This window comes from Streptomyces sp. Inha503, from assembly GCF_047215865.1.
Taxonomy (GTDB): domain Bacteria; phylum Actinomycetota; class Actinomycetes; order Streptomycetales; family Streptomycetaceae; genus Streptomyces; species Streptomyces lycopersici.
In genome coordinates, this window is record NZ_CP178360.1 from 3,996,536 (window position 1) to 4,021,372 (window position 24,837).

General features: G+C 73.4%; 18 protein-coding genes. 13 read left to right on the top strand and 5 right to left on the bottom strand.

The window, feature by feature from the left end:
• Window positions 1–144: 144 nt before the first annotated feature.
• Entirely contained in the window at window positions 145–1,194 is a 1,050-nt protein-coding gene (gene cobT / locus ACJX2R_RS16535; protein ID WP_413100715.1) for a nicotinate-nucleotide--dimethylbenzimidazole phosphoribosyltransferase, read from the top strand.
• Window positions 1,195–1,390: 196 nt separating this feature from the next.
• Here the strand turns inward: cobT and ACJX2R_RS16540 are convergent, their stop codons facing one another.
• Complete coding sequence (locus ACJX2R_RS16540) at window positions 1,391–2,368, bottom strand: adenosylcobinamide-GDP ribazoletransferase (protein WP_413100716.1); 978 nt, start codon at window positions 2,366–2,368, stop codon at window positions 1,391–1,393.
• A 175-nt stretch (window positions 2,369–2,543) separates the two neighbouring features.
• On the opposite strand from ACJX2R_RS16540, the gene ACJX2R_RS16545 reads away from it, so the two are divergent.
• The 6 genes from ACJX2R_RS16545 to ACJX2R_RS16570 all read left to right on the top strand — a co-directional run bounded on the left by ACJX2R_RS16545 (window position 2,544) and on the right by ACJX2R_RS16570 (window position 12,457).
• The gene (locus ACJX2R_RS16545) at window positions 2,544–4,091 is read left to right on the top strand and encodes a leucyl aminopeptidase (RefSeq protein ID WP_413100717.1); all 1,548 of its coding nucleotides are present in this window, start codon (window positions 2,544–2,546) and stop codon (window positions 4,089–4,091) included.
• 416 nt (window positions 4,092–4,507) lie between these two features.
• Complete coding sequence (gene lpdA, locus ACJX2R_RS16550; RefSeq protein WP_020871985.1) at window positions 4,508–5,896, top strand: dihydrolipoyl dehydrogenase; 1,389 nt, start codon at window positions 4,508–4,510, stop codon at window positions 5,894–5,896.
• Between the two features lie 51 nt (window positions 5,897–5,947).
• Window positions 5,948–7,705 (top strand): 2-oxoglutarate dehydrogenase, E2 component, dihydrolipoamide succinyltransferase, encoded by a 1,758-nt coding sequence (gene sucB / locus ACJX2R_RS16555; RefSeq protein WP_413100718.1) that lies wholly within the window; start codon window positions 5,948–5,950, stop codon window positions 7,703–7,705.
• A gap of 117 nt (window positions 7,706–7,822) precedes the next feature.
• Window positions 7,823–8,446, top strand: a complete 624-nt coding sequence (locus ACJX2R_RS16560; protein ID WP_413100719.1) for a GntR family transcriptional regulator — start codon at window positions 7,823–7,825, stop codon at window positions 8,444–8,446.
• A gap of 91 nt (window positions 8,447–8,537) precedes the next feature.
• Window positions 8,538–11,213, top strand: a complete 2,676-nt coding sequence (aceE, locus tag ACJX2R_RS16565) for a pyruvate dehydrogenase (acetyl-transferring), homodimeric type (protein ID WP_413100720.1) — start codon at window positions 8,538–8,540, stop codon at window positions 11,211–11,213.
• A gap of 278 nt (window positions 11,214–11,491) precedes the next feature.
• Window positions 11,492–12,457, top strand: coding sequence for a helix-turn-helix transcriptional regulator (locus ACJX2R_RS16570; protein ID WP_413100721.1), 966 nt, complete (start codon window positions 11,492–11,494; stop codon window positions 12,455–12,457).
• A gap of 58 nt (window positions 12,458–12,515) precedes the next feature.
• Here the strand turns inward: ACJX2R_RS16570 and ACJX2R_RS16575 are convergent, their stop codons facing one another.
• Complete coding sequence (locus tag ACJX2R_RS16575) at window positions 12,516–13,436, bottom strand: SDR family oxidoreductase (RefSeq protein WP_262701484.1); 921 nt, start codon at window positions 13,434–13,436, stop codon at window positions 12,516–12,518.
• A 195-nt stretch (window positions 13,437–13,631) separates the two neighbouring features.
• On the opposite strand from ACJX2R_RS16575, the gene ACJX2R_RS16580 reads away from it, so the two are divergent.
• From ACJX2R_RS16580 to ACJX2R_RS16590, 3 genes are all read left to right on the top strand, one after another.
• Window positions 13,632–14,153 (top strand): DUF4240 domain-containing protein, encoded by a 522-nt coding sequence (locus ACJX2R_RS16580; RefSeq protein WP_413105875.1) that lies wholly within the window; start codon window positions 13,632–13,634, stop codon window positions 14,151–14,153.
• A 75-nt stretch (window positions 14,154–14,228) separates the two neighbouring features.
• On the top strand, window positions 14,229–15,119 hold the full coding sequence (locus tag ACJX2R_RS16585; RefSeq protein WP_413100722.1) for a TIGR01777 family oxidoreductase: 891 nt from the start codon (window positions 14,229–14,231) through the stop codon (window positions 15,117–15,119).
• Window positions 15,120–15,376: 257 nt separating this feature from the next.
• A complete protein-coding gene (locus ACJX2R_RS16590; RefSeq protein WP_413100723.1) occupies window positions 15,377–16,723 on the top strand; it encodes an NAD(P)/FAD-dependent oxidoreductase in 1,347 nt (448 codons plus the stop codon).
• 72 nt (window positions 16,724–16,795) lie between these two features.
• On the opposite strand, the gene ACJX2R_RS16595 is transcribed toward ACJX2R_RS16590, so the two are convergent.
• Window positions 16,796–17,680 carry an IclR family transcriptional regulator gene (locus ACJX2R_RS16595; protein WP_262701487.1) on the bottom strand — a complete coding sequence of 295 codons (885 nt, stop codon included), beginning with the start codon at window positions 17,678–17,680 and terminating at the stop codon, window positions 16,796–16,798.
• A 142-nt stretch (window positions 17,681–17,822) separates the two neighbouring features.
• On the opposite strand from ACJX2R_RS16595, the gene ACJX2R_RS16600 reads away from it, so the two are divergent.
• Both ACJX2R_RS16600 and ACJX2R_RS16605 read left to right on the top strand, forming a co-directional pair.
• Entirely contained in the window at window positions 17,823–19,196 is a 1,374-nt protein-coding gene (locus ACJX2R_RS16600; protein WP_413100724.1) for a cytosine permease, read from the top strand.
• On the top strand, window positions 19,193–20,494 hold the full coding sequence (locus ACJX2R_RS16605; RefSeq protein ID WP_413100725.1) for a M20/M25/M40 family metallo-hydrolase: 1,302 nt from the start codon (window positions 19,193–19,195) through the stop codon (window positions 20,492–20,494). The genes ACJX2R_RS16600 and ACJX2R_RS16605 overlap by 4 nt, the downstream gene beginning before the upstream one ends.
• Here the strand turns inward: ACJX2R_RS16605 and ACJX2R_RS16610 are convergent.
• Entirely contained in the window at window positions 20,466–21,920 is a 1,455-nt protein-coding gene (locus ACJX2R_RS16610; protein WP_413100726.1) for an MFS transporter, read from the bottom strand. The genes ACJX2R_RS16605 and ACJX2R_RS16610 overlap by 29 nt on opposite strands.
• A 239-nt stretch (window positions 21,921–22,159) precedes the next feature.
• Between ACJX2R_RS16610 and ACJX2R_RS16615 the strand changes: the two genes are divergently transcribed.
• Window positions 22,160–22,921, top strand: coding sequence for an ArsR/SmtB family transcription factor (locus ACJX2R_RS16615; RefSeq protein WP_262706408.1), 762 nt, complete (start codon window positions 22,160–22,162; stop codon window positions 22,919–22,921).
• Window positions 22,922–22,968: 47 nt separating this feature from the next.
• On the opposite strand, the gene ACJX2R_RS16620 is transcribed toward ACJX2R_RS16615, so the two are convergent.
• The gene (locus ACJX2R_RS16620) at window positions 22,969–24,651 is read right to left on the bottom strand and encodes a regulator (protein ID WP_413100727.1); all 1,683 of its coding nucleotides are present in this window, start codon (window positions 24,649–24,651) and stop codon (window positions 22,969–22,971) included.
• Window positions 24,652–24,837: the final 186 nt, after the last annotated feature.

The window sequence follows — 24,837 nt, forward strand, 5'->3', positions numbered from 1 at the left end:
CCGACGCAGGCCCCGGCCCACGCCCGGCCTGCGCCCGGCCCGCGCCCACGCCCGTGCCTGCGCCCGTGCCTGCGCCCATGCCCGCGCGGGGCTCCACGGACGGACGCCGTACCGGTTCCCGGAGCGCCCGGTAGGGTTCGCCAGGTGAGTGCTCTCAATCTCGATGACTTCGTCGACCTGATCGAGCGCCCCGACGGGGGCATCCGGCGTGACGCCGAGGAGCGCCGCGAGCGGCTCGCGTTGCCGCCGGGTGCGCTCGGGCGGCTGGACGAACTGGGCGAGTGGCTGGCCGCCGCTCAGCAGCGGGTGCCGGTCAAGCCCATCGAGCAGCCCCGCGTCGTCCTCTTCGCGGGCGACCACGGCGTCTCCGACCTCGGTGTCTCCGCCCGCCCCGCCAGGAGCACCCACCGTCTGGTCCGCGCCGTGCTCGACGGCGAGAGCCCGGCCGCCATCCTGGCCGCCCGTCTCGGCACCTCCGTCCGCGTCATCGACATGGCTCTGGACTCCGACCCCGAGGACCTCCCCGAAGACGTCACCCGCCACCGGGTACGCCGCGGGTCCGGCCGGATCGACGTCGAGGACGCACTCACCCTGGACGAGGCCGAGCGGGCCTTCCGCGCCGGGATGGCCATCGCGGACGAGGAGGCGGACTCCGGCACGGACCTCCTCGTCCTCGGCGACCTCAGCGTCGGCGGCACCACCGCCGCGGCCACGCTCATCGCCGCGCTGTGCGGTACGGACGCGTCCGTGGTCACCGGCCGCGGCGGGGCCGCCATCGACGACCTCGCCTGGATGCGCAAGTGCGCCGCCATCCGCGACGGGCTGCGCCGCGCCCGCCCCGTGCTCGGCGATCAGCTCCAGCTGCTGGCCACCGTCGGCGGTGCCGACCTCGCCGCGATCACCGGCTTCCTGTTGCAGAGCGCCGTACGCCGCACCCCGGTGATCCTCGACGGCGTCGTCTCGGCGGCCTGTGCGCTGGTCGCCCAGCGGGTGGCGTTCCGCGCCCCGGACTGGTGGCTGGCCGGTCAGGCCAGCGGCGAACCGGGCCAGGAGAAGGCCCTCGACCGGACCGCCCTCACCCCGCTGCTCGACCACGGCGTCACGATCGGCGAGGGTACGGGCGCGCTGCTCGCCCTGCCGCTCGTCCAGGCGGCCGCGGCCCTGCACGCGGAGCTCCCGGAGCGCGACGATTAGGGGCCGGCCCCACGGGGGTGTCCGCCACGTGGCAGGGGCGGAGCCCCGCCTTCCAGCCCCTCAGGGGGCACCTCCCAGCGGTAGCTGGGGGAGATTGAGGAGCGGGGTCTGGGGCGGAGCCCCAGTTGAGGGAAGGGGCGGGTAGGGGACCAAGCCCGCCGCAGGCGCCACGACCCGCCGGACACCTCTCAGCCGATCAGCCGAAGGTCAGGACCACCAGGGCGGTCGTGGCGGCCGTTTCCGCCAGCGCGCCGAAGACATCGCCGGTCACCCCGCCGAGACGGCGGTGGCAGTGGTGCAGGAGGAGTTCGGCGGCCGCAAGGGCGGCCAGTGCGGCGAAGGCGTTACGGACGACGGCGTACGGGCCGAACGGAACGGCCACCGCCGCGCAGCCCACCACCGTCACCGCCGCCACGACCCCGGCGGAACGCCACGGCACACTGCCCGCGACCGCCGCGCCCAGCCCCTCCGGCCGCGCCGCCGGAACCCCCACGCGGGCCGCCAGCGTCAGGGCGCAGCGCGCGGCGACACCGGCCACGGCCGCACCGACCGCGCCGTGCGCCCAGTCCTGCCCGTAGAGCTCGGCCAGGGCCGCCACCTGCCCGAGCAGGACGAACAGCAGCGTGATCACACCGAACGGCCCGATGTCCGACCGCTTCATGACGCGCAGCGCGTCCTCGGCGGGCTTGCCACTGCCGAGCCCGTCCGCGGTGTCGGCGAGCCCGTCCAGGTGGAGGCCGCGGGTCAGTACGGCGGGTATCGCGGCGGTGGCGACGGCCGCGAGCAGCGCACCACCGCCCAGGAACAGCAACACCCCACCCACCGCGGCCGCGCACAGCCCCACGGTCAGCCCGGCCAGCGGAGCGCACAGCATCCCCGCGTGCGCCGCCTCCCGGTCCCACCGCGTGCCCCGTACGGGCAGCACCGTGAGCGTGCCGAACGCGAAGCGGACCCCGTCGCCCCAGGGGGCACGCGGAGCGTGCGCGGGCGGCGGATCGTAGCCGGGCCGCGGCGGATGCTCCGGCCGGCCGGGCTGCCGCTCCGCGCCCTCAGAAGGCTCTGAGCCCTCAGAGGGCTCAGAGGGCTCAGAGCCCTCCGGCCGCTCGGGCTCGGCCTCCGGCGGGCGTGCGGACGGCTGCGGTTGCGGCTGCGGCGGCTCCGGCGTGGTGTCCATCGCGCGGAAGGCTATCCCGGTCTCCCGTGGCGGGTAAGCCCCAGGGCACTCCGCTGTCCCAGCGGCAGGCGGGGGAGAACTGAGCCCTGAATAGGGCCTGGGCATACGATGCGGAGGGGCGCGGCCAACCAATCCATGAGGGCCGACGAACTACCGGAAGAGGGACCCGACCACTGTGACTGCTCTGACTCTCAGCACCTCGTCCGCCGCGGCACTGCGCGCGGACGCCGTCGTCGTCGGTGTGGCGAAGGGGGCCAAGAGCCCCGTCGTCGCTGTCGGCGCCGAGGCCGTGGACAAGGCGTTCGGCGGGAAGCTGGCCGCCGTCCTGGAGACGCTCGGCGCGACCGGCGCCGAGGGCGAGGTGACCAAACTGCCCGCCGCGTCCGGCCTCAAGGCCCCGGTCGTGCTGGCGGTCGGGCTGGGCGACGCCCCGGCCAAGGGCGACGGCTATGACGCCGAGACGCTGCGCCGGGCCGCGGGCGCCGCCGCCCGCGCGCTGTCCGGTTCGAAGAAGGGCGCGTTCGCGCTGCCGATCGAGGACCCGGCCGGCGCCGCCGCCGTGGCCGAGGGCGCGCTGCTCGGGGCGTACGCGTACGACAAGAGCAACGGCAACGGCGGCAACGCCAAGGACAAGGGCGCCAAGGACAAGGACAAGAAGAACAACGGGCCGCTCGCCGAGGTCGCCCTCGTCGGCGGCAAGCCGCGCGACAAGGCGTACAAGGCGGCCGTGGAGCGCGCCACCGCCCTCGTCGCGGAGGTCAACCGCGCCCGCGACCTGATCAACACCCCGTCCAACCTGCTCACCCCGGCCGCCTTCGCGGCCGAGGCGGTCGCGGCCGCCAAGGAGCACGGCCTCAAGACCGAGGTGCTGGACGAGAAGGCGCTCAAGAAGGGCGGGTACGGCGGCATCCTCGGCGTCGGCCAGGGCTCGGACGCCCCGCCGCGGCTGGTCCGGATCGCGTACACCCACCCCAAGGCCGAGAAGACGCTCGCGCTGGTGGGCAAGGGCATCACCTACGACTCGGGCGGCATCTCCCTCAAGCCCGCGGGTCACAACGAGACGATGAAGTGCGACATGAGCGGTGCCGCCGCCGTGTTCGCCGCGGTCGTCGCCGCCGCGAAGCTGGGCCTGCGGGTCAATCTGACGGGCTGGCTGGCGCTGGCCGAGAACATGCCGTCTGGCTCGGCCACCCGCCCCGGCGATGTGCTGTCGATGTACGGCGGCAAGACCGTCGAGGTGCTGAACACCGACGCCGAGGGCCGGCTGGTGCTCGCCGACGCGATCACCCGGGCCGGTGAGGAGAAGCCGGACGCGATCGTGGACGTGGCGACGCTGACCGGGGCGATGGTCTTCGCGCTGGGCAACCGCACGTTCGGGATCATGACGAACGACGAGGCGTTCCGCACCACGCTCCACGAGGTCGCGGAGGAGGCCGGTGAGCCGTCCTGGCCGATGCCGCTGCCCGACCACCTCCGCAAGGGCATCGACTCGCCGGTCGCCGATATGGCGAACATGGGCGAGCGCATGGGTGGCGGTCTGGTGGCCGGCATCTTCCTGAAGGAGTTCGTGGCGGACGGGATCACCTGGGGCCACCTGGACATCGCGGGCCCGGCCTTCAACGAGTCCGGTCCGTTCGGCTACACCCCCAAGGGCGGCACGGGCACCGCGGTCCGCACCCTGGTGCGGCTGGCCGAGCGCACCGCCGACGGCGACCTCGGCTGACCCGAGGCCCCAGGCCCCGAAGCCCCGAAGCCCCGAAGCCCCGAAGCCCCAAACGCCAGGTGATCCCCTGGGACCCAGCCAGGAGCCCCCGGCCCCGCGACACAGCGACATGCCGCGGCAACGCATCGCGACCGTATGAGACGCCGCCGCCATAGGCCGAAAGTCCCGTCGATTTCGCCCTCAACGAAATCGACGGGGCTTCGCGTTCCGGATACGCAGCGGTAACCCCTGAACTGGGGTCTGGAGATTTCTCACACAGCGGCCCCGCGTCCCGCCTCCTCCCAACAAGTGCGAAGATGTTGTCCCGGCAGGACAGGGCCCCCGACACCAGGGCCGACGTAAGAAGCGGCCGAACACACGCCGCCGCCCGGCCGACCAACGGCCGGCCCCGGCGCACCATGCATGGAGGACGTGACGTGGCGAACGACGCCAGCACCGTTTTCGACCTAGTGATCCTCGGAGGCGGTAGCGGCGGTTACGCCGCTGCCCTGCGCGCGGCGCAGCTGGGTCTGGACGTCGCCCTGATCGAGAAGGACAAGCTGGGCGGCACCTGTCTGCACCGTGGCTGCATCCCCACCAAGGCGCTGCTGCACGCCGGTGAGCTCGCCGACCAGGCCCGCGAGGGCTCGGAATTCGGTGTGAAGACCACCTTCGAGGGCATCGACATCGAGGGTGTGCACAAGTACAAGGACGGCGTGGTCTCGGGCCTCTACAAGGGTCTTCAGGGTCTGATCGCCTCCCGTAAGGTCACCTATGTGACGGGTGAGGGCCGGCTGTCCTCCCCGACCTCCGTCGATGTGAACGGCGAGCGTTACACCGGCCGCCACATCCTGCTGGCCACCGGTTCGGTGCCGAAGTCCCTGCCCGGCCTGGAGATCGACGGCAACCGCGTCATCTCCTCCGACCACGCGCTGGTGCTCGACCGCGTGCCGAAGTCCGCGATCGTGCTGGGCGGCGGCGTCATCGGCGTCGAGTTCGCCTCCGCGTGGAAGTCCTTCGGGGCCGACATCACCATCGTCGAGGCGCTTCCCCACCTCGTCCCGGTCGAGGACGAGAACAGCTCCAAGCTGCTGGAGCGCGCCTTCCGCAAGCGCGGCATCAACTTCTCCCTCGGCTCCCGCTTCTCGGGCGTTGAGTACACCGCCGACGGCGTCAAGGTCTCGCTGGAGAACGGCAAGACCTTCGAGGCCGAGCTGCTGCTGGTGGCCGTGGGCCGCGGCCCGGTCTCGCAGGGGCTCGGCTACGAGGAGGCCGGGGTCGCCATGGACCGCGGCTATGTCCTCGTCGACGAGTACATGCGGACCAACGTGCCGACCATCTCCGCCGTCGGCGACCTGGTCCCCACCCTCCAGCTGGCCCACGTCGGCTTCGCCGAGGGCATGCTGGTGGCCGAGCGGCTGGCCGGTCTGAGCCCGGTGCCGGTCGACTACGACGGCGTGCCGCGGGTCACCTACTGCCACCCCGAGGTCGCCTCCGTCGGCATCACCGAGGCCAAGGCCAAGGAGCTGTACGGTGCGGACAAGGTCGTCGCCCTGAAGTACAACCTCGCGGGCAACGGCAAGAGCAAGATCCTCAAGACCGCGGGCGAGATCAAGCTCGTGCAGGTACGGGACGGTGCCGTCGTCGGCGTCCACATGGTCGGTGACCGGATGGGCGAGCAGGTCGGCGAGGCTCAGCTGATCTACAACTGGGAGGCGCTGCCGGCCGAGGTCGCGCAGCTCGTCCACGCGCACCCGACCCAGAACGAGGCGCTCGGCGAGGCCCACCTGGCCCTGGCCGGCAAGCCGCTGCACTCCCACGACTGACTCATACCGAGCGCGAACCATCCAAAGATCGTTAAGGAGCAACCGAACACCATGGCGGTTTCCGTAACCCTGCCGGCGCTCGGCGAGAGCGTGACCGAGGGCACCGTCACCCGCTGGCTCAAGGCCGAAGGTGAGCGCGTCGAGGCCGACGAGCCCCTGCTCGAGGTGTCGACCGACAAGGTCGACACCGAGATCCCGGCCCCCTCGGCCGGTGTGCTGACGTCCATCAAGGTGGCCGAGGACGAGACGGTCGAGGTCGGCGCCGAGCTGGCCGTCATCGACGACGGCGGCGCGGCCCCGGCCGAAGCCCCCGCCCCCGCGGCCGAGCCCGCTCCGGCGGCTCAGCCCGAGCCCGCCCCGGCGCCCGCCGCCGAGGCCCCCGCCCCCGAGCCGGCCCCGGCCGCCGCCGCTCCGGCCGGTGGCGCCGAGGGCACCGATGTGGTCCTTCCCGCGCTCGGCGAGAGCGTGACCGAGGGCACCGTGACCCGCTGGCTCAAGGAGGTCGGCGAGTCCGTCGAGGCCGATGAGCCGCTGCTCGAGGTCTCCACCGACAAGGTCGACACCGAGATCCCGGCCCCGGTCGCGGGCACCCTGCTGGAGATCCTGGTCGGCGAGGACGAGACCGCCGAGGTCGGCGCCAAGCTGGCCGTGATCGGCGCCGCCGGTGCCGCTCCGGCCGCCGCGCCCGCCGAGGCCCCGGCCGCCCCCGCCCCGGCTCCCGAGCCGGTCCAGGAGGCCCCGGCGCCCGCCCCGGCCCCGCAGGCCCCGAGCGCCCCGGCGCCGCAGGCCGTCACCCCGGAGCCGGTCGCCCCGGAGCCGGCCCCGGCCGCTCCGGCGCCCGCCCCGGCTCCGGCCGCCACCATCCCGGCTCCCGCGGCCCCCGAGGCCGAGGGCGCCTACGTCACCCCGCTGGTGCGCAAGCTCGCCGCCGAGAACAACGTGGACCTGTCCACGGTCAAGGGCACCGGCGTCGGCGGCCGCATCCGCAAGCAGGACGTCATCGCCGCCGCGGAGGCCGCCAAGGCCGCCCAGGCCCAGGCGCCGGCCGCCGCCGCGCCGAAGGCCGCCCCGCAGGAGGTGTCCCCGCTGCGCGGCCAGACCATCAAGATGCCGCGGATGCGCAAGGTCATCGGCGACAACATGATGAAGGCCCTGCACAGCCAGGCCCAGCTCACCAGCGTGGTCGAGGTGGACGTCACCAAGGTCATGCGGCTGCGCGCCCGGGCCAAGGAGGCGTTCGCCCAGCGCGAGGGCGTCAAGCTCTCGCCGATGCCGTTCTTCGTGAAGGCCGCCGTCCAGGCGCTGAAGGCCCACCCGGCCATCAACGCCCGGATCAACGAGGACGACAACACCATCACGTACTTCGACGTGGAGAACGTCGGGATCGCGGTGGACGCCGAGAAGGGCCTGATGACCCCGGTCATCAAGAACGCCGGCGACCTCAACATCGCCGGTCTGTCCAAGAAGACGGCGGAGCTGGCGGGCAAGGTCCGCTCCAACAAGATCACCCCGGACGAGGTGTCCGGCGCCACCTTCACGATCAGCAACACCGGCTCGCGCGGTGCGCTGTTCGACACGATCATCGTGCCCCCGAACCAGGTCGCCATCCTGGGCATCGGGGCGACCGTCAAGCGCCCGGTGGTCATCGACCACCCGGAGCTGGGCGAGACCATCGCGGTGCGCGACATGACGTACGTGGCGCTCTCCTACGACCACCGCCTGGTGGACGGTGCCGACGCGGCCCGCTACCTGACGGCCGTCAAGGAGATCCTGGAGGCCGGCGAGTTCGAGGTGGACCTCGGGCTCTGATCCTCACCTCGGTTTCCCTGCCGCGCCCCGCACGGGCTTCCCGTGCGGGGCGCGGTTTTCATTACCGCACAGCCGGGATAATGGCAGCTGTTCACCGCTGGTTCTAAGGAGTCCCCCATGGCCGCGCCCGTCGTCCACTCGCTGCGCGAGCAGATCCGCGAGCACATCGTGGAGGGCATCGTCAGCGGTCGCTGGAAGCCGGGCGAGCGGATCGTGGAACGGCGGATCGCCACCGAGCTGGAGGTCAGCCAGACGCCCGTACGGGAGGCGCTGCGGGAGCTTGAGTCGCTGCGGCTGATCGAGTCGGCGCCGAACAAGGGCGTCCGGGTGCGGAATCTGACCGCCGCCGACCTGGAGGAGATCTATCCGGTGCGGGCCGGGCTCGAGCAGATGGCGGCGGAGCTGGCCGCGCCCGCGCTGGCCGAGGACAGCTCAGCGCTGGAGCCCGAGGTGCGGGCGCTGTACGAGGCGGACCGCATGGCCGACGGGGAGGCGCAGGTCCGGCACACCGTGGCGTTCCACCGGGAGCTGGTGCGGGCGTCGGGCAACAGCGTGCTGCTGCACACCTGGGAGTCGCTGGGCATCGAGATCTGGACGACGCTGTCGATCCGCTGGCTGGGCACCGTCCAGCAGTCGTACGCCGAGGAGCACCAGGCGGTGGTGGACGCCTTCAGACGGCGGGATCCGCGGGTCGGCGAACTGGTCAAGGAGCATGTCCTCGGCTGTGCACCGCGTGCCTAGTTTCGCGGCACGGAATGCCAATTTCGGCCTGCGGAGCACTTTTTCTTTGGCAGGGCTTTGATCGATCATCGATCAGTCTTACCGTTATTTCATGACCGATCTCGCACGCACGCAGCCGAGTGCGCTCGACCAGCTTCCCGACCGTGACCCCGAGGAGACCGCCGAATGGGGCGCCTCCCTGGACGCCGTCACCCGGGCCGCCGGGTCGCACCGCGCCTCGTACCTCATGCGCCGCACCCTGGAGCGCGCCGAGAGCGCCGGGCTCGCGCTGCCGCCCCTGCTGGAGTCGGACTACCTCAACACCATCCCGACCGCCGCCGAGCCCGCGTTCCCGGGCGACGAGGCCATGGAGCGCCGCATCACCGCCTGGAACCGGTGGAACGCGGCGGCGATGGTCACCCGCGGCAGCCGTGACGGCCTCGGCGGTCACATCGCCACCTTCGCCTCCGCCGCCTGGCTCTACGAGACGGGCTTCCAGCACTTCTTCCGCGGCAAGGAGGCGGACGGGTCCGGCGACCAGCTCTACATCCAGGGCCACGCCTCCCCCGGCATCTACGCCCGCGCCTTCCTCGACGGGCGGCTGACCGAGCACCACCTGGACCACTTCCGCCGCGAGGCGGGCGGCGACGGTCTGCCGTCCTATCCGCATCCGCGGCGGCTGCCGTGGCTGTGGGAGTTCCCCACCGTCTCGATGGGGCTCGGCCCGATCTCCGCGATCTACCAGGCCCGCTTCAACCGCTATCTGGCGGCGCGCGGCATCAAGGACACCGCGAACTCCCACGTATGGGCGTTCCTCGGCGACGGCGAGATGGACGAGCCGGAGTCGACGGCCGCGCTCGCCCTGGCCGGGCGCGAGGGCCTGGACAACCTCACCTTCGTCATCAACTGCAACCTCCAGCGCCTCGACGGCCCGGTGCGGGCCAACTTCAAGATCGTGCAGGAGCTGGAGGCCCAGTTCCGCGCGGCGGGCTGGAACGTGATCAAGTCGCTGTGGGGCTCCGCCTGGGACGAGCTGTTCGCGCTGGACACCTCGGGCGCGCTGGTCCGCCGGCTGCGCGAGGTCCCGGACGGCCAGTTCCAGACGTACGCGACCCGCGACGCGGCCTACATCCGCGAGCACTTCTTCGGTGCCGACCCGGAGCTGGCCCGGCTGGCCCAGGGGCTCACCGACGCCAAGCTCACCGAGTGCTTCCACACCTCGCGCGCGGGCCATGAGCCCCGCAAGGTGTACGCGGCGTACCGCGCGGCCGTGGAGCACAAGGGCGCCCCGACCGTCGTCCTCGCCCAGACCGTCAAGGGCTGGACGCTGGGCCCCGGCTTCGAGTCGCGCAACGCCAACCACCAGATGAAGAAGCTGACGGGCAAGGAGTTCCGCGCCATGCGGGACCTCCTCGAACTCCCCATCCCGGACAGCAAGCTGGACGACGCCCTCGTGCCGTACGTCCACCCCGGCCCCGACTCCCCCGAGGTGCGCTACCTCCAGGAGCGCCGCGCGGCCCTCGGCGGCCCGGCCCCGGCCCGCCGGGTCCACGCGGTGGCCCTGCCCGAGCCGTCCGCGAAGCCGTTCCAGGCGCTCGCCAAGGGCTCCGGCAGCCAGGAGATCGCCACCACCATGGCCTTCGTCCGGCTGGTCAAGGACCTGATGCGGGAGAAGGAGACCGGGAGGCGCTGGGTGCCGATCGTGCCGGACGAGGCACGGACCTTCGGCATGGAGTCGCTCTTCCCCACCGCCGGGATCTACTCCCCGCTCGGCCAGACCTACGACCCGGTCGACCGCGATCAGCTCCTGTACTACAAGGAGGCCGCGAACGGTCAGATCCTCAACGAGGGGATCACCGAGGCCGGTTCGATGGCCGACTTCACCGCCGCCGCGACGTCGTACGCGACCCACGGCGAGCCGATGATCCCCTTCTACATCTTCTACTCGATGTTCGGCTGGCAGCGCACCGCCGACCAGATGTGGGCGCTGGCCGACCAGCTCGGCCGCGGCTTCCTCATCGGCGCCACGGCGGGCCGTACGACGATGACCGGCGAGGGCCTCCAGCACGCCGACGGCCACTCCCCGCTGATCGCCTCCACCAACCCGGCGGCGCTCGCCTACGACCCGGCGTTCGCCTACGAGGTGGGCGCGATCGTGCGGGAGGGTCTGCGGCGGATGTACGGCCCCGAGGCCGAGGACGTCTTCTACTACCTGACGGTCTACAACGAGCCCAAGGTCCAGCCGGCGATGCCCGCGGGCGAAGGCGTCGAGGAGGGCATCCTCAAGGGCCTCTACCGCTACCAGGAGGCCACGGCCCCGGCCGAGGACTCCCCCCGCATCCAGCTCCTCGCCTCCGGCACCGCCGTCCACTGGACGCTGGAGGCCCAGAAACTCCTCGCCGACGACTGGGGCGTGGCCGCCGACGTGTGGTCCGCCACCTCCTGGAGCGAGCTGCGCCGCGACGCCCTGTCCTGTGACGCGGCGCAGCTCAAGGGCGAAGACCGGGTCCCGTACGTCACCCGTGCCCTGGCAGGCGCACCGGGCCCGGTCCTCGCCGTCAGCGACTGGATGCGCGCCGTCCCCGACCAGATCAGCCAGTGGGTCGAGCAGGACTGGTACTCGCTGGGCACGGACGGCTTCGGCCTCTCCGACACCCGCGAGGCCGCCCGCCGCCACTTCGGCGTGGACGCCCCGGCCATCGTGGTGGCCGCCCTGTCCCGCCTCGCCCGCCAGGGCGCGGTCCGCGCCACGGCCCCCAAGGAGGCCGCGGAGCGGTACGGCATCTGACGGCATCGGCTGCCAAGGGGCTGGGCCGCGCCCCAGCCCCTTGCCACACACCCGGCCGCCGCCCCGGCCACACACCCGGCCGCCGCCCCGGCCGCGGGCCCGGTGACGCCCGCGGCGGGATCCTCCCCTCCCCGCCCCTTCCCACAACTGGGGCTCCGCCCCAGCCCCCGGGACGCCCGCCACGCGGCGGAGTCCCCGTGACCCGACACGCAACGGCCCCGCCGCCGGGCCACCCCCCATGGTCCGCCGCTCGCCCGAGAGCACGGCATCATGGGGGCGTGCGTGCCGCCCGGCTCATCAAGATGGTGCTTCTGCTCCAGGCCCGGCCCTCGATCACGGGGGCCGAGCTGGCGCGGGAGCTGGAGGTTTCCGAGCGCACCGTGACGCGGGACGCGGCCGCGCTGTCCGAGGCGGGCATCCCGGTCTACGCGGACCGGGGCCGGGCCGGGGGCTATCGGCTCATCGGCGGCTACCGCACCCGGCTGACCGGGCTCGGGCGGACCGAGGCCGAGGCGCTGTTCCTCTCCGGTGTGCCCTCCGCGCTGCGCGAGATGGGCCTCGCGGACGCCGCCTCCGCCGCCCGGCTGAAGGTGTCCGCCGCGCTGCTCCCCGAGCTCCGGGACGCCTCCCACACGGTGGCCCAGCGGTTCCACCTCGACGCCCCGGGCTGGTGGCGCGAGCCGGAGGCGCCGGAGCTGCTGCCGGGCATCGCCGACGCGGTCTGGGACGATCTGCGGATCGCCGTCCGCTACCGGCGCCGGGACGCGGAGGTCCGGCGGGAGCTGGAACCGTACGGGCTCGTGCTCAAGGCGGGCGTCTGGTATCTCGCGGCCCGTACGGAGGGCGGCTTCCGGGTGTACCGGGTGGATCGTTTCGCCGCCGTCGAACCGACCGGCGCCCGCTTCACCCGGGACGAGGAGTTCGACCTGCCCGCCTTCTGGGAGGAGCGGGCCGAACAGTTCGCCCGCTCCATCCTGCGGGAGCGGGCCGTCGTACGGCTGACCCCGGCCGGGGCCCGGCGGCTGCCGCATGTCACGGACCGGGTGGCGGCCGAGGAGGCCGTACGCGAGGCCGGGGAGCCCGACGGACAGGGGCGGCTCACGGTCGCCCTGCCCGTCGAGTCGTACGAGGTCGCCCTCGCCCAGCTGCTCGGGCTCGGCCCGGACGCGGAGGTGCTGGGGCCGCCGGAGCTGCGGGCGCTCTTCACGGAGGCGGCGCGCCGTACGGCGGAGCTGTACCAGTGACGGCGCGGTTCGGTGACCGCGCGGTTCAGCGAGCGCGCGGTTCAGCGAGCGCGCGGTCTCACCGGTAGTCGGCCGCCGTGCCCTCCTTACCGCCGAAGACGACGTCCCGGAAGTAGCCGAAGGCGTCCGGCCGCGAGCCGTCCAGATCGGTGAAACCGTAGACCTTGGCCAGCTCCCCGCTGAAGACGGACTTGCCGTTCCACCGCGCCCGGTCCGGGTCGGCGGCGAGGGCGGCGACCGCGCGCCCGACGAAGTGCGGCGACTCCGCGATGGCGAAGTGCGGCTCCTTCTCCACCGCGTCCCGCCAGTTCCCCTCCGTCACCCCGAAGTGGTCCAGCATCTGCTCGGAGCGCAGAAAGCCCGGCGAGACGCTGACCGCCGTGCCGTCGAACTCCTTCAGCTCCTCCGCGAGCCCGAAGGCGGTGCGGATCGGGGCGTTCTTGGCGAGGTCGTAGAAGAGGTTCAGCCGGTACGTCCTGTTGAACTCCTCGCTTCCGTCGGTCACCTCGACCACCAGCCCGCCCGGGTTCCGGATCAGCAGCGGCAGCGCGTAGTAGCTGGTGATGAGGTGGGTCTCGACGCCGAGCCGGAGCATCCGCAGCCCGCCCGCCAGATTGGTCTCCCATGTCTTCTTGCCGAACTCGATCAGCGCCTCACCACCCCATACGTCATTGACCAGGACGTCCAGCCGGCCCTGTTCCCGGTCGATCCGCTCCACCAGCGCCCGGACCTGCTCGGGCTCGAGGTGGTCGGTCGGCACCGCGATGCCCGTGCCGCCGGCGGCCGTGATCAGCTCCGCCGTCTCCTCGATGGTCTCGGTGGCCCGCCCCACCTCGCTGATCCGGTCCCGGGTGGTGCGCCCCGTCGCGTAGACGGTGGCCCCGGCCGCCCCCAGCTCGACGGCCATCGCCCGGCCCGCGCCGCGCGTCGCCCCCGCGACGAGCGCGACCCGGCCCGCCAGTGCACCCTGTGTGCTCACGTTCGATACGTCCTCTCGGTGGAATGCCGTGTCGGGTGACGTGGTCGACCCGGGTCGGCCACCCGTCGGCCACCCGTCGGCCACGGGTCGACCTTCGCAGGGAAACCCGACATCCACTGTCCGGTATTGCGGGGCGGCCGCATCCGGCCCGTTCCGCGTGCGGGGGTGCGCGGCAGGGCCGATCCTGGTCCCGTGATGATGGACGAGACGGAGTTCTGGGGGCTGGTCGACAGCGCTCGGGAGGCCGCGGACGGCGACCCCGAGGACCAGTCCGACCTGCTCGTCGAGCAGCTGTCACGGCTCGACCCCGACGCGGTGCTGGACTTCGCCCGGCACTTCGAGGCCCGCTCCAACCGGGCGTACCGCTGGGATGTGTGGGGCGCCGCCTGGGTGCTGCTCGGCGGGGTCAGCGACGACGCCTTCGAGGCGTTCCGCTACTGGCTGATCGGCCAGGGCCGGGAGATCTTCGAGGGCGCGCTGCACGATCCGGACGCCCTCGCCGATCTGCTCGAGGACTTCGACGAGCAGGTGGACGGCGACTGCGAGGACCTGGGGTACGCGGCGGACGAGGCGTATGAGCGGCTGACCGGCGCGCCCCTGCCGGAGCTGGGGCTCCCGCCCACCCCCCGGGAACCGATCGGGGAGCCCCTCGACTTCGAGAGCGAGGCGGTGCTGGCGGAGCGGTTTCCGCGGCTGTGGGAGCGCTTCAGGCTCTGAGGTGACCACCCCGCGGTCGTGCCACGCCCGCCCGTTGTCCGGCATCCCTCCCTTGATCGAGGGCAGGATGGGGCCATGCGTATCGCGGTCACCGGTTCCTCCGGGCTCATCGGCACGGCACTCGTCCGCTCGCTGCGCGGGGACGGCCACCAGGTGGTGCGTCTGGTGCGGCGTCCGCCGCGTGCGGAGGACGAGGTGGGGTGGGACCCGCGGCGGGAGTGGGTGGACGCCTCCGGGCTGATGGGCTGTGAGGCCGTGGTCCACCTCGCGGGCGCGGGCGTCGGCGACCGGCGCTGGACCGACGCGTACAAGAAGGAGATCCGGGACAGCCGGGTGCTGGGCACCGCCGCCATCGCCGAGGCGATCGCCTCGCTGGACACCCCGCCGCGGGTGCTGGTGAGCGGGAGCGCGGTGGGGTTCTACGGTGACACCGGGGAGCGCGCGGTCGACGAGAGTGCGCCCCCCGGCCACGGTTTCCTTCCGGATCTCTGCCAGGACTGGGAGGAGGCGGCGACCGCGGCGCAGGAGGCGGGCGTCCGTACGGTCTTCGCCCGGACCGGTCTGGTGGTCTCCGCCGAGGGCGGGGCGTGGGGGAAGCTCTTCCCCCTGTTCAAGCTGGGGCTCGGCGGGCGGATGGGCAGCGGCCGGCAGTACTGGAGCTTCATCGCGCTGCGGGACCACATCGCCGCGCTGCGCCACATCCTCGACACGCCCGAGCTCAGCGGGCCGGTCAACCTCACCGCGCCGACGCCGGTGACCAACCGCGAGATCACGGCCGCCATGGGCCGGGTGCTGGGCCGCCCCACGCTCTTCTCGGTCCCCGCGCCCGCGCTGCGGATCGCCCTCGGCGAGATGTCCGGGGACGTCCTCGGGAGCGTCCGGGCCGTCCCTCGCCGCCTTCTGGACTCCGGCTTCACGTTCGCCTGCCCGCATGTGGAAGAGGCGATCAAGGCGGCGCTCGGATAAGGGAGTTGGGCGCTCCGCGCCCCCTCCCGCTCTCCCCCGCTCCCTCTCCTCCCCCGGCCGTGGACCGTTCGATGGCGGTGTGCGACTGGTGTGCGACCGGTGTGCGCCCGTGCCCGGTCGATGCGCGTCTGGCATCGACCGTTTTTGTCCGTACTGTCAAGACCGTCTCGCCGAGCCGACTCGCGGGACCCACGCATCCGGGCCGCCGGTCGGGGCAGCAGCCCCCGTGACGGACGCACCGACCTCGGGGAGGACACGTGCTCAAGCGCGCGCACCGCACGGACGTCGTCATCGTCGGCGCCGGGCTCGCGGGACTGGCCGCGGCCCATCGGCTGACCGGCGCGGGAGTCGCGGTCACGGTGCTCGAGGCCGCGCCCCACGTGGGCGGACGGATGACCACCGAGACCGTGGACGGCTTCCGGCTGGACCGCACCGGCCATCTGATGAACACCTCGTTCCCGGAGTTGCGGCGCACTCCGGGGCTCGGCGCCCTCGCCCTGCGCCCCTTCGCCCAGGGGGTGCTGGTCCACAGCGAGGGCCGTACGCACCGGGTGGACACGCCCCGGAGCATGAGGGGCGCATTCACCACGGCACGCGCCCTCGCGAACGCCGCCCGCGCGCCGCTCGGCAGCGGGCTCGATCAGGCCCGACTCGGTGCCGCGCTCGGCAGGCTCGCCGCCCTGCCCGCGGACCGCCTGCTCGCCCGCCCCGACCGGCCGGTCTCCGAGACCCTGGGGGGGCGGGGCCTACCTGCTCGTACGGTCGAGGGGGTACTGCGTCCGCTGCTCGTCTCACTGCTGAGCGACCCGGACCTCACCACCTCGAGCCGCTGCGCCGACCTCGCGCTGCGCGGTTACGCACGCGGCCGCCTCTGCCTCCCGGCGGGCGGCGCGTCCACCGTCCCCGAACTGCTCGCGGCCGCGCTGCCGCCGGGGACGGTCCGTACGGGCGTCCGGGCCGTATCGGCCTCCACCACGGCCGTGGCCACCGCCGAACACGGCGAGTTCGGCTGCCGTGCGGTGCTGGTGGCCACCGGGGCGCACGACGCGGCCGGGCTGCTGCCCGGGCTGCGGGTACCGGCCTTCCACCCGGTCACGGTGGTGCACCACACCGCCGACCGGCCGCCGCTGCGCGAGCCCGCGCTGATACTCGCCGCGGGCGGGCAGGGGCCGGTGGCCCACACCATGGTGACCAGCGAGGTGGACCCCTCGCGCACCGCGCCCGGCCGGGTGCTGATCACCTCCACGGTGCTGGGCGCCTCCGCCGCGCTGCCGACCGCCGAGCTCGACCGGGCCGTCCGGGCCCAACTGGCGTCGGTGTACGGAACGTCGACGGCGGCCTGGGACCTGCTGGCCGTCCACCACGACCCGTACGCCGTCCCGGCCATGCCCGCACCCCACGACCCACGCCGCCCGGTGCGACTGCTGTCCGGCCTGTACGTCTGCGGCGACCACCGCGACTCCAGCACGGTCCAGGGCGCCCTGGCCTCCGGCCGCCGAGCCGCCCACGCGATCCTCAGCGACTTCGGCGCCCCTCCGGGCTCCGGTTCCGGGGCGAGCTCGGGCACCGACTCCTCCGGATCCCTTCCGGCCGCAGCGGCCTGAGCTGGCGTCACCTCCCGTCCTGGCGGCCTGAGACAGCGTCGCCTCCGGCCGCGGTGGTGGCCTGAGGCGGCGTCACCTTCGCGGTGCCCGGCCCGCCCTCCTGGACGGCGTGGTGAGCCGGGCCTCCAGCAGCTGGGCGGCCTGCCGCAGCGCCTCCAGACGGTCCTGGGGACCGTCCGGGAAGCGCTCCCGCGCGCCGCCGAGGCTCAGGCTTCCGTACGGCTCACGGCCCAGGAAGACCGGTACCGCCACGGTCGCGATCCCCGTGTCGTACTCGCCGACCGTCCACGCGTAGCCCTGCGCCCGCACCTGGCGGAACTCCTCCTCCAGCCGGTCGGGATCGGTCACCGTGCGCTCGGTGAAGCGGGCCATGGGGCGGCCCCGGAACAGCAGGTGGCGCCGCTCGTCGGGGAGGAAGGCGTAGTACGACTTGGAGGTGGCGCCCGCGTGAGCCGGGTACAGCTCCCCGACCAGCGGGTAGTAGCGCAGCGGTCCCGACCGGCCCTCGACGGCCGCGATGCAGCGCATATGGAAGTTGTCCGGCACGCACAGCAGGACGTGGTCCCCCGTGCGGCGGCACAGCTCCTCAAGCACCGGCCGGGCCAGCAGCTCCAGGGTCCCCGAGCGGTCCCACAGCCGTCCGAGCCGCAGCGCCGCGGGGCCGATGTGATAGCGACGGGTGGCCGGGTCGGAAACGAGGAAGCCCCGTCCGGCCAGGGTCGCCAGCAGCCGCTGGGCGACCGAGGTGTCCCAGCCGAACTCCTCGGCGATCTCGGTCACGCCCCAGTCGGGGCGGGTCCGCTCGAAGGCGAGCAGCACCAGGAGCGCACGGTCCACCGTTTGCAGCAGTCCCGGCGGGGTGCGACGGTCCGCGTCCAGGTTTCGGGCCGCGCCCCGGGCACCACCTGGCCCGCTCTCCGGGGGCCCGACGCCCGCGTCCATCGGCCATCTCACCATTCAGACACCTCTTGCTAATAACGGGAAACCATTGCGCCGAACGGTACCCCAGTCGGACTCTGCTGGGACCTGCGGCGAGCGCCGCCCGGACTTCCACGACGAGGTGGAGTTCACCCTCGATTCCACCGCTTACGGAGTCCCGATGGCATCCGCCTCCTCCTCTCCCCCGAAGAGCCTCGGCAACGACGACCACTCGCTCTCCAGGGTCCCCCGCGACCAGCGGCTCGGCTTCTGGACCATGCTGCTCCAGTGGCTCGGGCAGTCGGGGTCGCTGTCGCAGTTCACCCTCGGCGCCACCATCGGTGTCGGCATGACCTTCGGCCAGGCGTTCCTCGCCTTCACCCTCGGCGCGGTCATCCTGGAGGTGGTCATCTTCGCGATCGGACTGGCCGGGATGCGCGAGGGTCTGGCGACCCCGCTGCTCACCCGCTGGATCGGTTTCGGCCGCAATGGCTCGGCGCTGGTCAGCTTTGTCATCGCGCTCAGTCTCATCGGCTGGTTCGGGGTCCAGAACACGATCTTCGCGACCAATGTCACCGCTCTGGCCGGCGGCTCCCCCAGGCTGTGGTCCGCGGTCGGGGGCCTGGCCATCACCGCTCTGGTGATCTTCGGCTTCCGGTCCATGGCCCTGCTCGCCAAGATCGCCACACCGCTCTTCTTCGGCCTGGTCGCCTGGTCCATCGTCGGCACCCTCAGCGACCATTCGCTGTCCCAACTGATCAGTTCCCCGGCGCCGGGGCCGCATATGCCGCTCGCGGTCGCCGCCACCGCCATCGCGGGGGGCTATATGACCGGTGCGATCGTCGCCCCCGAGATGACCCGCTACAACGCCAAGGGCTCCCACGTCTTCGTCCAGAGCGCGTCGTCGATGATCCTCTCCGAGTACATCGTCGGCATGACCGGGGTGCTCCTGGGCCACCTGGTCAAGAGCAGCGATGTCTCCCACATCGTGCTCTCCACCTCCGGTGCGGTCGGCGCGGTGGTGGTCATCCTGGCCACCGCGAAGATCAACGACTGGAACCTCTACGGCTCCTCGCTCGGCGTGGTCAACTTCTTCCAGGTCGTCTTCGGCAGGCGGCTGCACCGCGGTGTCGTCACGGTGGCCCTCGGGCTCGCGGGGACGGCCCTGTCGGCGGCCGGCGTCATGGAGCACTTCACCGATTTCCTCTCGACGCTCGGCATCGCCATCCCGCCCATCGGCGGGATCATCGTCGCCGAGTACTGGGTGGTGCGGCGGATGCGCCGCCCGCTGGACGAGACCCGCGCCGCCCAGACGCTGCCCGCGACCTCGCCGACCTGGGTGCCGATGTCGCTGGTCATCTGGGCCGCCGCGTTCTGTGTCGGCAAGTACGTGACCGTCGGCATCCCGGCCCTCAACTCGCTGGGCACCGCGTTCGTCCTGTACTGCGGCCTCGGTCTGCTCGGCTGGATCAAGCCGTACGGCACCTCCGCCCGCGAGGACGCGGACCAGGACCTCCCCACCCCCCGTCGGACGACTCCCGCAGGAGCGGCATGACCACCCCAGCCGAAGCCGAGGTCGTGGACCTCTGCGCCGAACTGATCCGCTTCGACACCTCCAACCCCACCAGCGATGAACGGGCCTGTGCCGAATGGGTCCAGGCCCAACTGGCCGAGGTCGGTATCGACTCGGAGCTGATCGAGAGCGTACGGGGCCGGGCGAACGTCATCGCCCGCATCGCCGGTACGGACCCCTCGCGCGGCGCCCTGCTCGTCCACGGCCATCTCGATGTGGTCCCCGCCGATCCGCGGGAGTGGCGGGTGCATCCGTTCGCCGGGGAGATCCGCGACGGCTATCTGTGGGGCCGGGGCGCGATCGACATGAAGGACACGGTGGCCGTCGTGCTGGCGACCGTCCGCCACTTCGCCCGCACCGGTCTGCGTCCGTCCCGCGACCTGGTCCTGGCCTTCCTCGCCGACGAGGAGGCCGGGGGCAGGTTCGGCGCCCACTGGCTGGTCGAGCACCGACCCGAACTGTTCGACGGCGTCACCGAGGCGATCGGCGAGGGCGGCGGCTTCTCCTTCGCACTCGACGACACCCGCCGGCTGTATCCGATCGAGAACGCCCAGCGCGGCATGGCCTGGATGGAGCTGACCGCCACCGGCCGGGCCGGGCACGGCTCCTCGCCGAACGATGAGAACGCGGTCACCGACCTCGCCGAGTCCCTCACCCGGATCGGCCGGCACACCTTTCCGGTCCGCCTCATCGAACCGGTCCGCGCGCTGCTCGCGGAGACGGCGCGGCTGTACGGGACGGAGTTCGACGACACGGACCAGTCGAGCATCGAGGCGAGCCTGGACAAGCTGGGCCCGGTCAAGGACTTCATCCAGGTGGTGCTCCGCAACTCGGCCAACCCCACGATGCTCAACGGCGGTTACCAGACCAATGTGATCCCGGGGCGGGCCACCGCCCGGGTCGATGGCCGGTTCCTGCCCGGCCATGAGCGGGAACTGCTCGACACGATCGACGCGCTGCTGCTGCCGTCCGTCACCCGCGCGTGGGTCAACCACGACATCGCCCTGGAGACTCCCTTCGAGGGCCCGCTGGTCGACGCCATGTGCGCGGCGGTGCGCGCCGAGGACCCGGACGGCCACCCCGTGCCGTACTGCAACCCCGGTGGCACCGACGCCAAGGCGTTCACCAAGCTCGGCATCCGCGCCTACGGCTTCAAGGGGTTGCGGCTGCCGCACGACCTCGACTACGGCCGCCTCTTCCACGGCGTCGACGAGCGCGTACCGCTCGAAGGGCTGCGCTTCGGCGTACGCGTCATGACGCGTCTGTGGCGGAGCTGCTGACCGGCGCGGTGCCGGCGGCGGGCCCTGACACCGCCGCCAGCACCGCGCCCCCCACGAAGCATCCGGCCGCGATCACGGCGGACAGCCGCATCCCGGCGTAGAAGGCGGAGTTCGCGGACGCCGCCGCGAGGGTTCCGAACAGGGCCACGCCGATGGCGCTGCCCAGTTGCCGCGCCGCGTTGAACGCGCCGGACGCCGCGCCGCGCACCTCGTGCGGCGCGGCCTCCATCGCCGCGATCGTCGCCGACGGCATGGTGAACGAGGTGCCGAACCCGGTCAGCAGCAGCGGCACGACCAGCAGCGCATACGGCGTATGCGGTCCCACCGCCGCCCAGCCGAGCAGCCCCACGGCCCCGGTCAACAGCCCGGCCACGGCCGGCACATGGGTGCCGACGCGCGCCGCGACCCGCCCGGACAGCGGCGAGGCGAGCGCGACCAGCGCCCCCATCGGCAGCAGCGCCAGACCGGTGGCGAGCGGGTCCCAGCCCCGGTGGCGCTGGAAGTAGAGGGTGGTGAGGAAGAGCAGCCCGTAGAAGCCGAGGTTGAGCAGCACCCCCACGGCCAGGGCGGCCGGGAACCGGAAACCGGTCAGCAGTCGCGGTGGCAGCGCGGGCGCCGCCGCACGCCGCTCCAGCCACAGGAACAGCGCCCCCGCGAGCGGCGCCGCCGCCAGCGCGCCGAGTACCAGCGGATCGGTCCAGCCGCGCCCGCCCGCCTCGTTCAGCCCGGCCGTCAGGGCGGCCACCGCGCCGACGCCGGTGAGCTGGGCGGCGAGGTCCAGCGGCGGACGCTCCGCGCGCGGGCGCGTGCCGGGCACATGGCGGACCGTGAGCCAGATGGCGAGCGCGCCCAGCGGGATGTTGACGACGAACACGGTCCGCCAGCCCACGCCCCACACCAGCACCCCGCCGAGCACCGGCCCGGCCGCGGCGGCGACCCCCGCGATCCCGCCCCACACCCCGAACGCCCTTGCCCGTGCGCCGGGTTCGGGATGCAGCGCCCCGAGCAGCGCGAGCGAGGCGGGCACCATGGTCGCCGCCCCGGCCCCCTGCGCCAGCCGCGCGCCGACCAGGAAGCCGGCGCCCGGCGCGAGCGCGCATGCGGCGGAGGCCACCGTGAACAGCCCGAGCCCGGCGAGGAACACCCGCCGATGGCCCAGCCGGTCCCCCAGCCCACCGCAGAGCAGCAACAGCCCGGCGAAGACGAGCGTGTACCCGTCCACGATCCACTGCAACGCCCCCTGCCCGGCCCCCAGCCCGGCCCCGATGCGGGGCACGGCCACATTGACGACGGTGACGTCGAGGATGACCAGGAAGTAGCCGAGGCAGATGGCGAGCAGCGGCCCCTTCCGCACGGCACCCGCCACGGGCGAGTCCGAGGATCGCGGAGGCCGGTGTGTGGAGCGGGTGGAGCGGTACGTCCTCATGCCTCCAGCCTCACCCCTGGTCCCTTCGGTGACGGCCGAATCGTGGTGCGCCCATGACACGCCCCTGCACCGGCCCGCCCCGCCACACTCCGGCCCACCCCGCACTCCGGCCCGCCCCGCCACACTCCGGCCCACCCCGCACTCCGGCCCGCCCCGCCACACTCCGGCCCACCCCGCACTCCGGCCCGCCCCGCCACACTTCGGCCCGCGCCGAAGCGACCCCGTCCTACGCTGGAGCCATGGCCACCACCACGGATGCCCGTGACGCCGACATCGCCCGCGCGGCCGCGGCGATCGCCGACCCGTCCCGCGCCCGCGTCCTGCGGGCGCTGCTGGAGGGGCGTGCGCTGCCCGCCAGCGTGCTGGCCGGTGAGGCCGGGGTCAGTGCTTCCACGGTGAGTGGACATCTGGCCAGGTTGCTGGAGGCCGGGGTGGTGCGGGTCGAGCGGCATGGGCGGCACCGGTACTACCGGCTGACCGGCCCCGCCGTCGGCGAGGCGCTCGAGGCGCTGGCCAGGATCGCCCCGCCGCTGCCCGTCACCTCGCTGCGGCAGAGCACCCACGCACACGCCCTGCGCCGGGCGCGCACCTGCTACGACCATGTCGCGGGCACCCTCGGCGTGGCCCTGATGGCGGCGCTGCTGGAGCGTGGGGTCCTGGAGGGCGGCGACGGGCGCTTCCACCCCGAGACGGCGGAGCGCGACCGGCTCTCCGCCCCGGGCAAGGACACCACGTACCGGCTGACGGCCCCGGGGCGCGCGGAGCTGGCCGCGTTCGGCGTGGACGCGGACGAGCTCGCCGGACGCCGCCAGCTGATCCGCTACTGCGTGGACTGGACCGAGCAGCGCCACCACCTCGCCGGGGCGCTGGGCGCCGCCCTGACGGACCGGCTCTTCGCGCTGGACTGGATCCGCCGTGGCAGCCGCCGCCGCGTGATCGACCTGACCGATGCCGGTCGCACCGGTCTGGAGCGCACCTTCGGCGTCGTGCTGGAAGCCTGAGCGGCGGCAGGCCCCCTACCCCAGCCGCGCCTCCTCCAGCCGCTGCCCTACCCCAGCGCCGCCACCCGCTCCCGATAGCCCCGTACCGGTGCCGCGTCGCGGTACGGCTCCAGGCGGCGCTCGAAGTCGCGTACGTACTCCGCCGCCCGCACCGACCGCATCTCCGACGCCTGCTGCGCCGCCTCCGCGCCCAGCTGGCACGCCTGCTCCAGCTCGCCGAGGCCCAGCCGCGCCGTCGCCAGCACCACCCGGCAGAACAGCCGGCTGCGCGCGAAACCGGCGCCGTGGAGCTGGAGGGAGCGCTCCGCGTGCTGGGCGGCGGCGCGGTACTGCTGAAGATCGCGGTGGCAGTGGCCGAATTCGTCCGCCAGCTGTGCCTCGTCGAACAGCCGCGCCCAGTACGGCACCTCGTCCCCCGGCCGGGCCGCCTCCAGCGACCGCTCGGCGCGGGCGAGCGAGGCGGTGCACGCGCGTACTTCGCCCAGCACCCCGTGGCCGCGCGCCTCGATCGCGTGCAGCAGCGACTGGAGCACCGGCGGGGCGCCGCCGCCGACCCCCTGCTGGGCCACCCGGGCCAGCTGTACGGCCTCCCGCCCATGGCCGAGGTAGACGGCCTGGCGGCTCATCGTGACCAGCACATAACTGCCGTACGTGCGGTCCCCGGCCGCCTGCGCCAGCCGCAGCGCCTGCACGAAGTAGCGCTGCGCCAGGCCGTGGGCGGCGATGTCGAACGAGGTCCACCCGGCCAGCCGGGTCAGATCGGCGATCGCGCCGAACAGCCGCCGCCCGGTCGCCTCGTTGTACGAGCCGCGCAGCATCGGCTCGCCCTCGTGCTCGAGATAGCGCACCAGGGCCTGCCGGGCGTGGCCGCCGCCGTACGTCTGGTCCAGCGCCGCGAACAGCTCCCCGACCGAGCGCAGGGCCGCGATGTCGCCGGAGGTCACCCGGTAGCCCGGGCCGCGCCGGTCGCGGTCGTGGCGCCGCTGGCGGGGCAGCGGCGCCCGGCCCTGAGGACCATGGGCGCCGTGCGGGCCATGAACGCCATGGGTGCCATGGGTGCCATGGGTGCCGTGGGGTCCCTGGGCGCCATGAGCGCCATGGGCGCTCTGACCGACCGCGCGCCCCATCGCCGCCCCCACCGGGCCGCCCACCCGGCCGCCCTGCGCGGGCAGCCGCCCGACCCCGGCCCCGGCCGCCCCGACGGTACCGGCGCCACCGGCCCCCGGCCCGGCCCCGGCGCCCACCCCCGCCGGAGCGGCCCCCGCCGGTGGATCGCCGCGCGCCACCCGGTCGTCGGGCCGTCCGATCAGCCAGTCGCGGCTGGGGACGACAAGACCCGCCGGGGTGAACGCGATCTTCCGCAGCTCCGCATGGCTCCCGGAGTCCTTGCGCCACAGCCCGCTGACGATGTCCACCGCCTCCTGCGGGGTGGCGGCGAACTCCAGCCCCGCGTAGACGGGCGCACACGCGTCCAGGCCCAGGTCCTGGGCGGTCAGCCGGCGTCCCAGCCGCCGGGTGAACACCTCGGCGATCAGCGCCGGGGTGGTGCCGCGTGGCTGCTGTCCGCGCAGCCACCGTGTCACCGATGTCTTGTCGTACCGCAGGTCCAGCCCGTGCTCCAGTCCGAGCTGGTCCACCCGCCGGGCGAGCCCGGCGTTGGAGAAGCCCGCCTCGGCGATGAGCGCGGCGAGCTGACGATTGGGAATGCGCTGCGGGGGTCGTTCCGTCATCAGCCTGCCGGTCTCCCTGATCGCTCTGTGGAACGGCGCGAATGTAACCGCCGCTCGAGGGCCGATCGCGGCCGTCCGGCTCCATTCATCCGATCGTGTGAGAACGAGCCGGGTGCGGACGTAAGGGGACACGGTCGTACAGTGGCGGGGGCGCCGCCGCGAGGCTCCGCCACCCCATCCGACGCG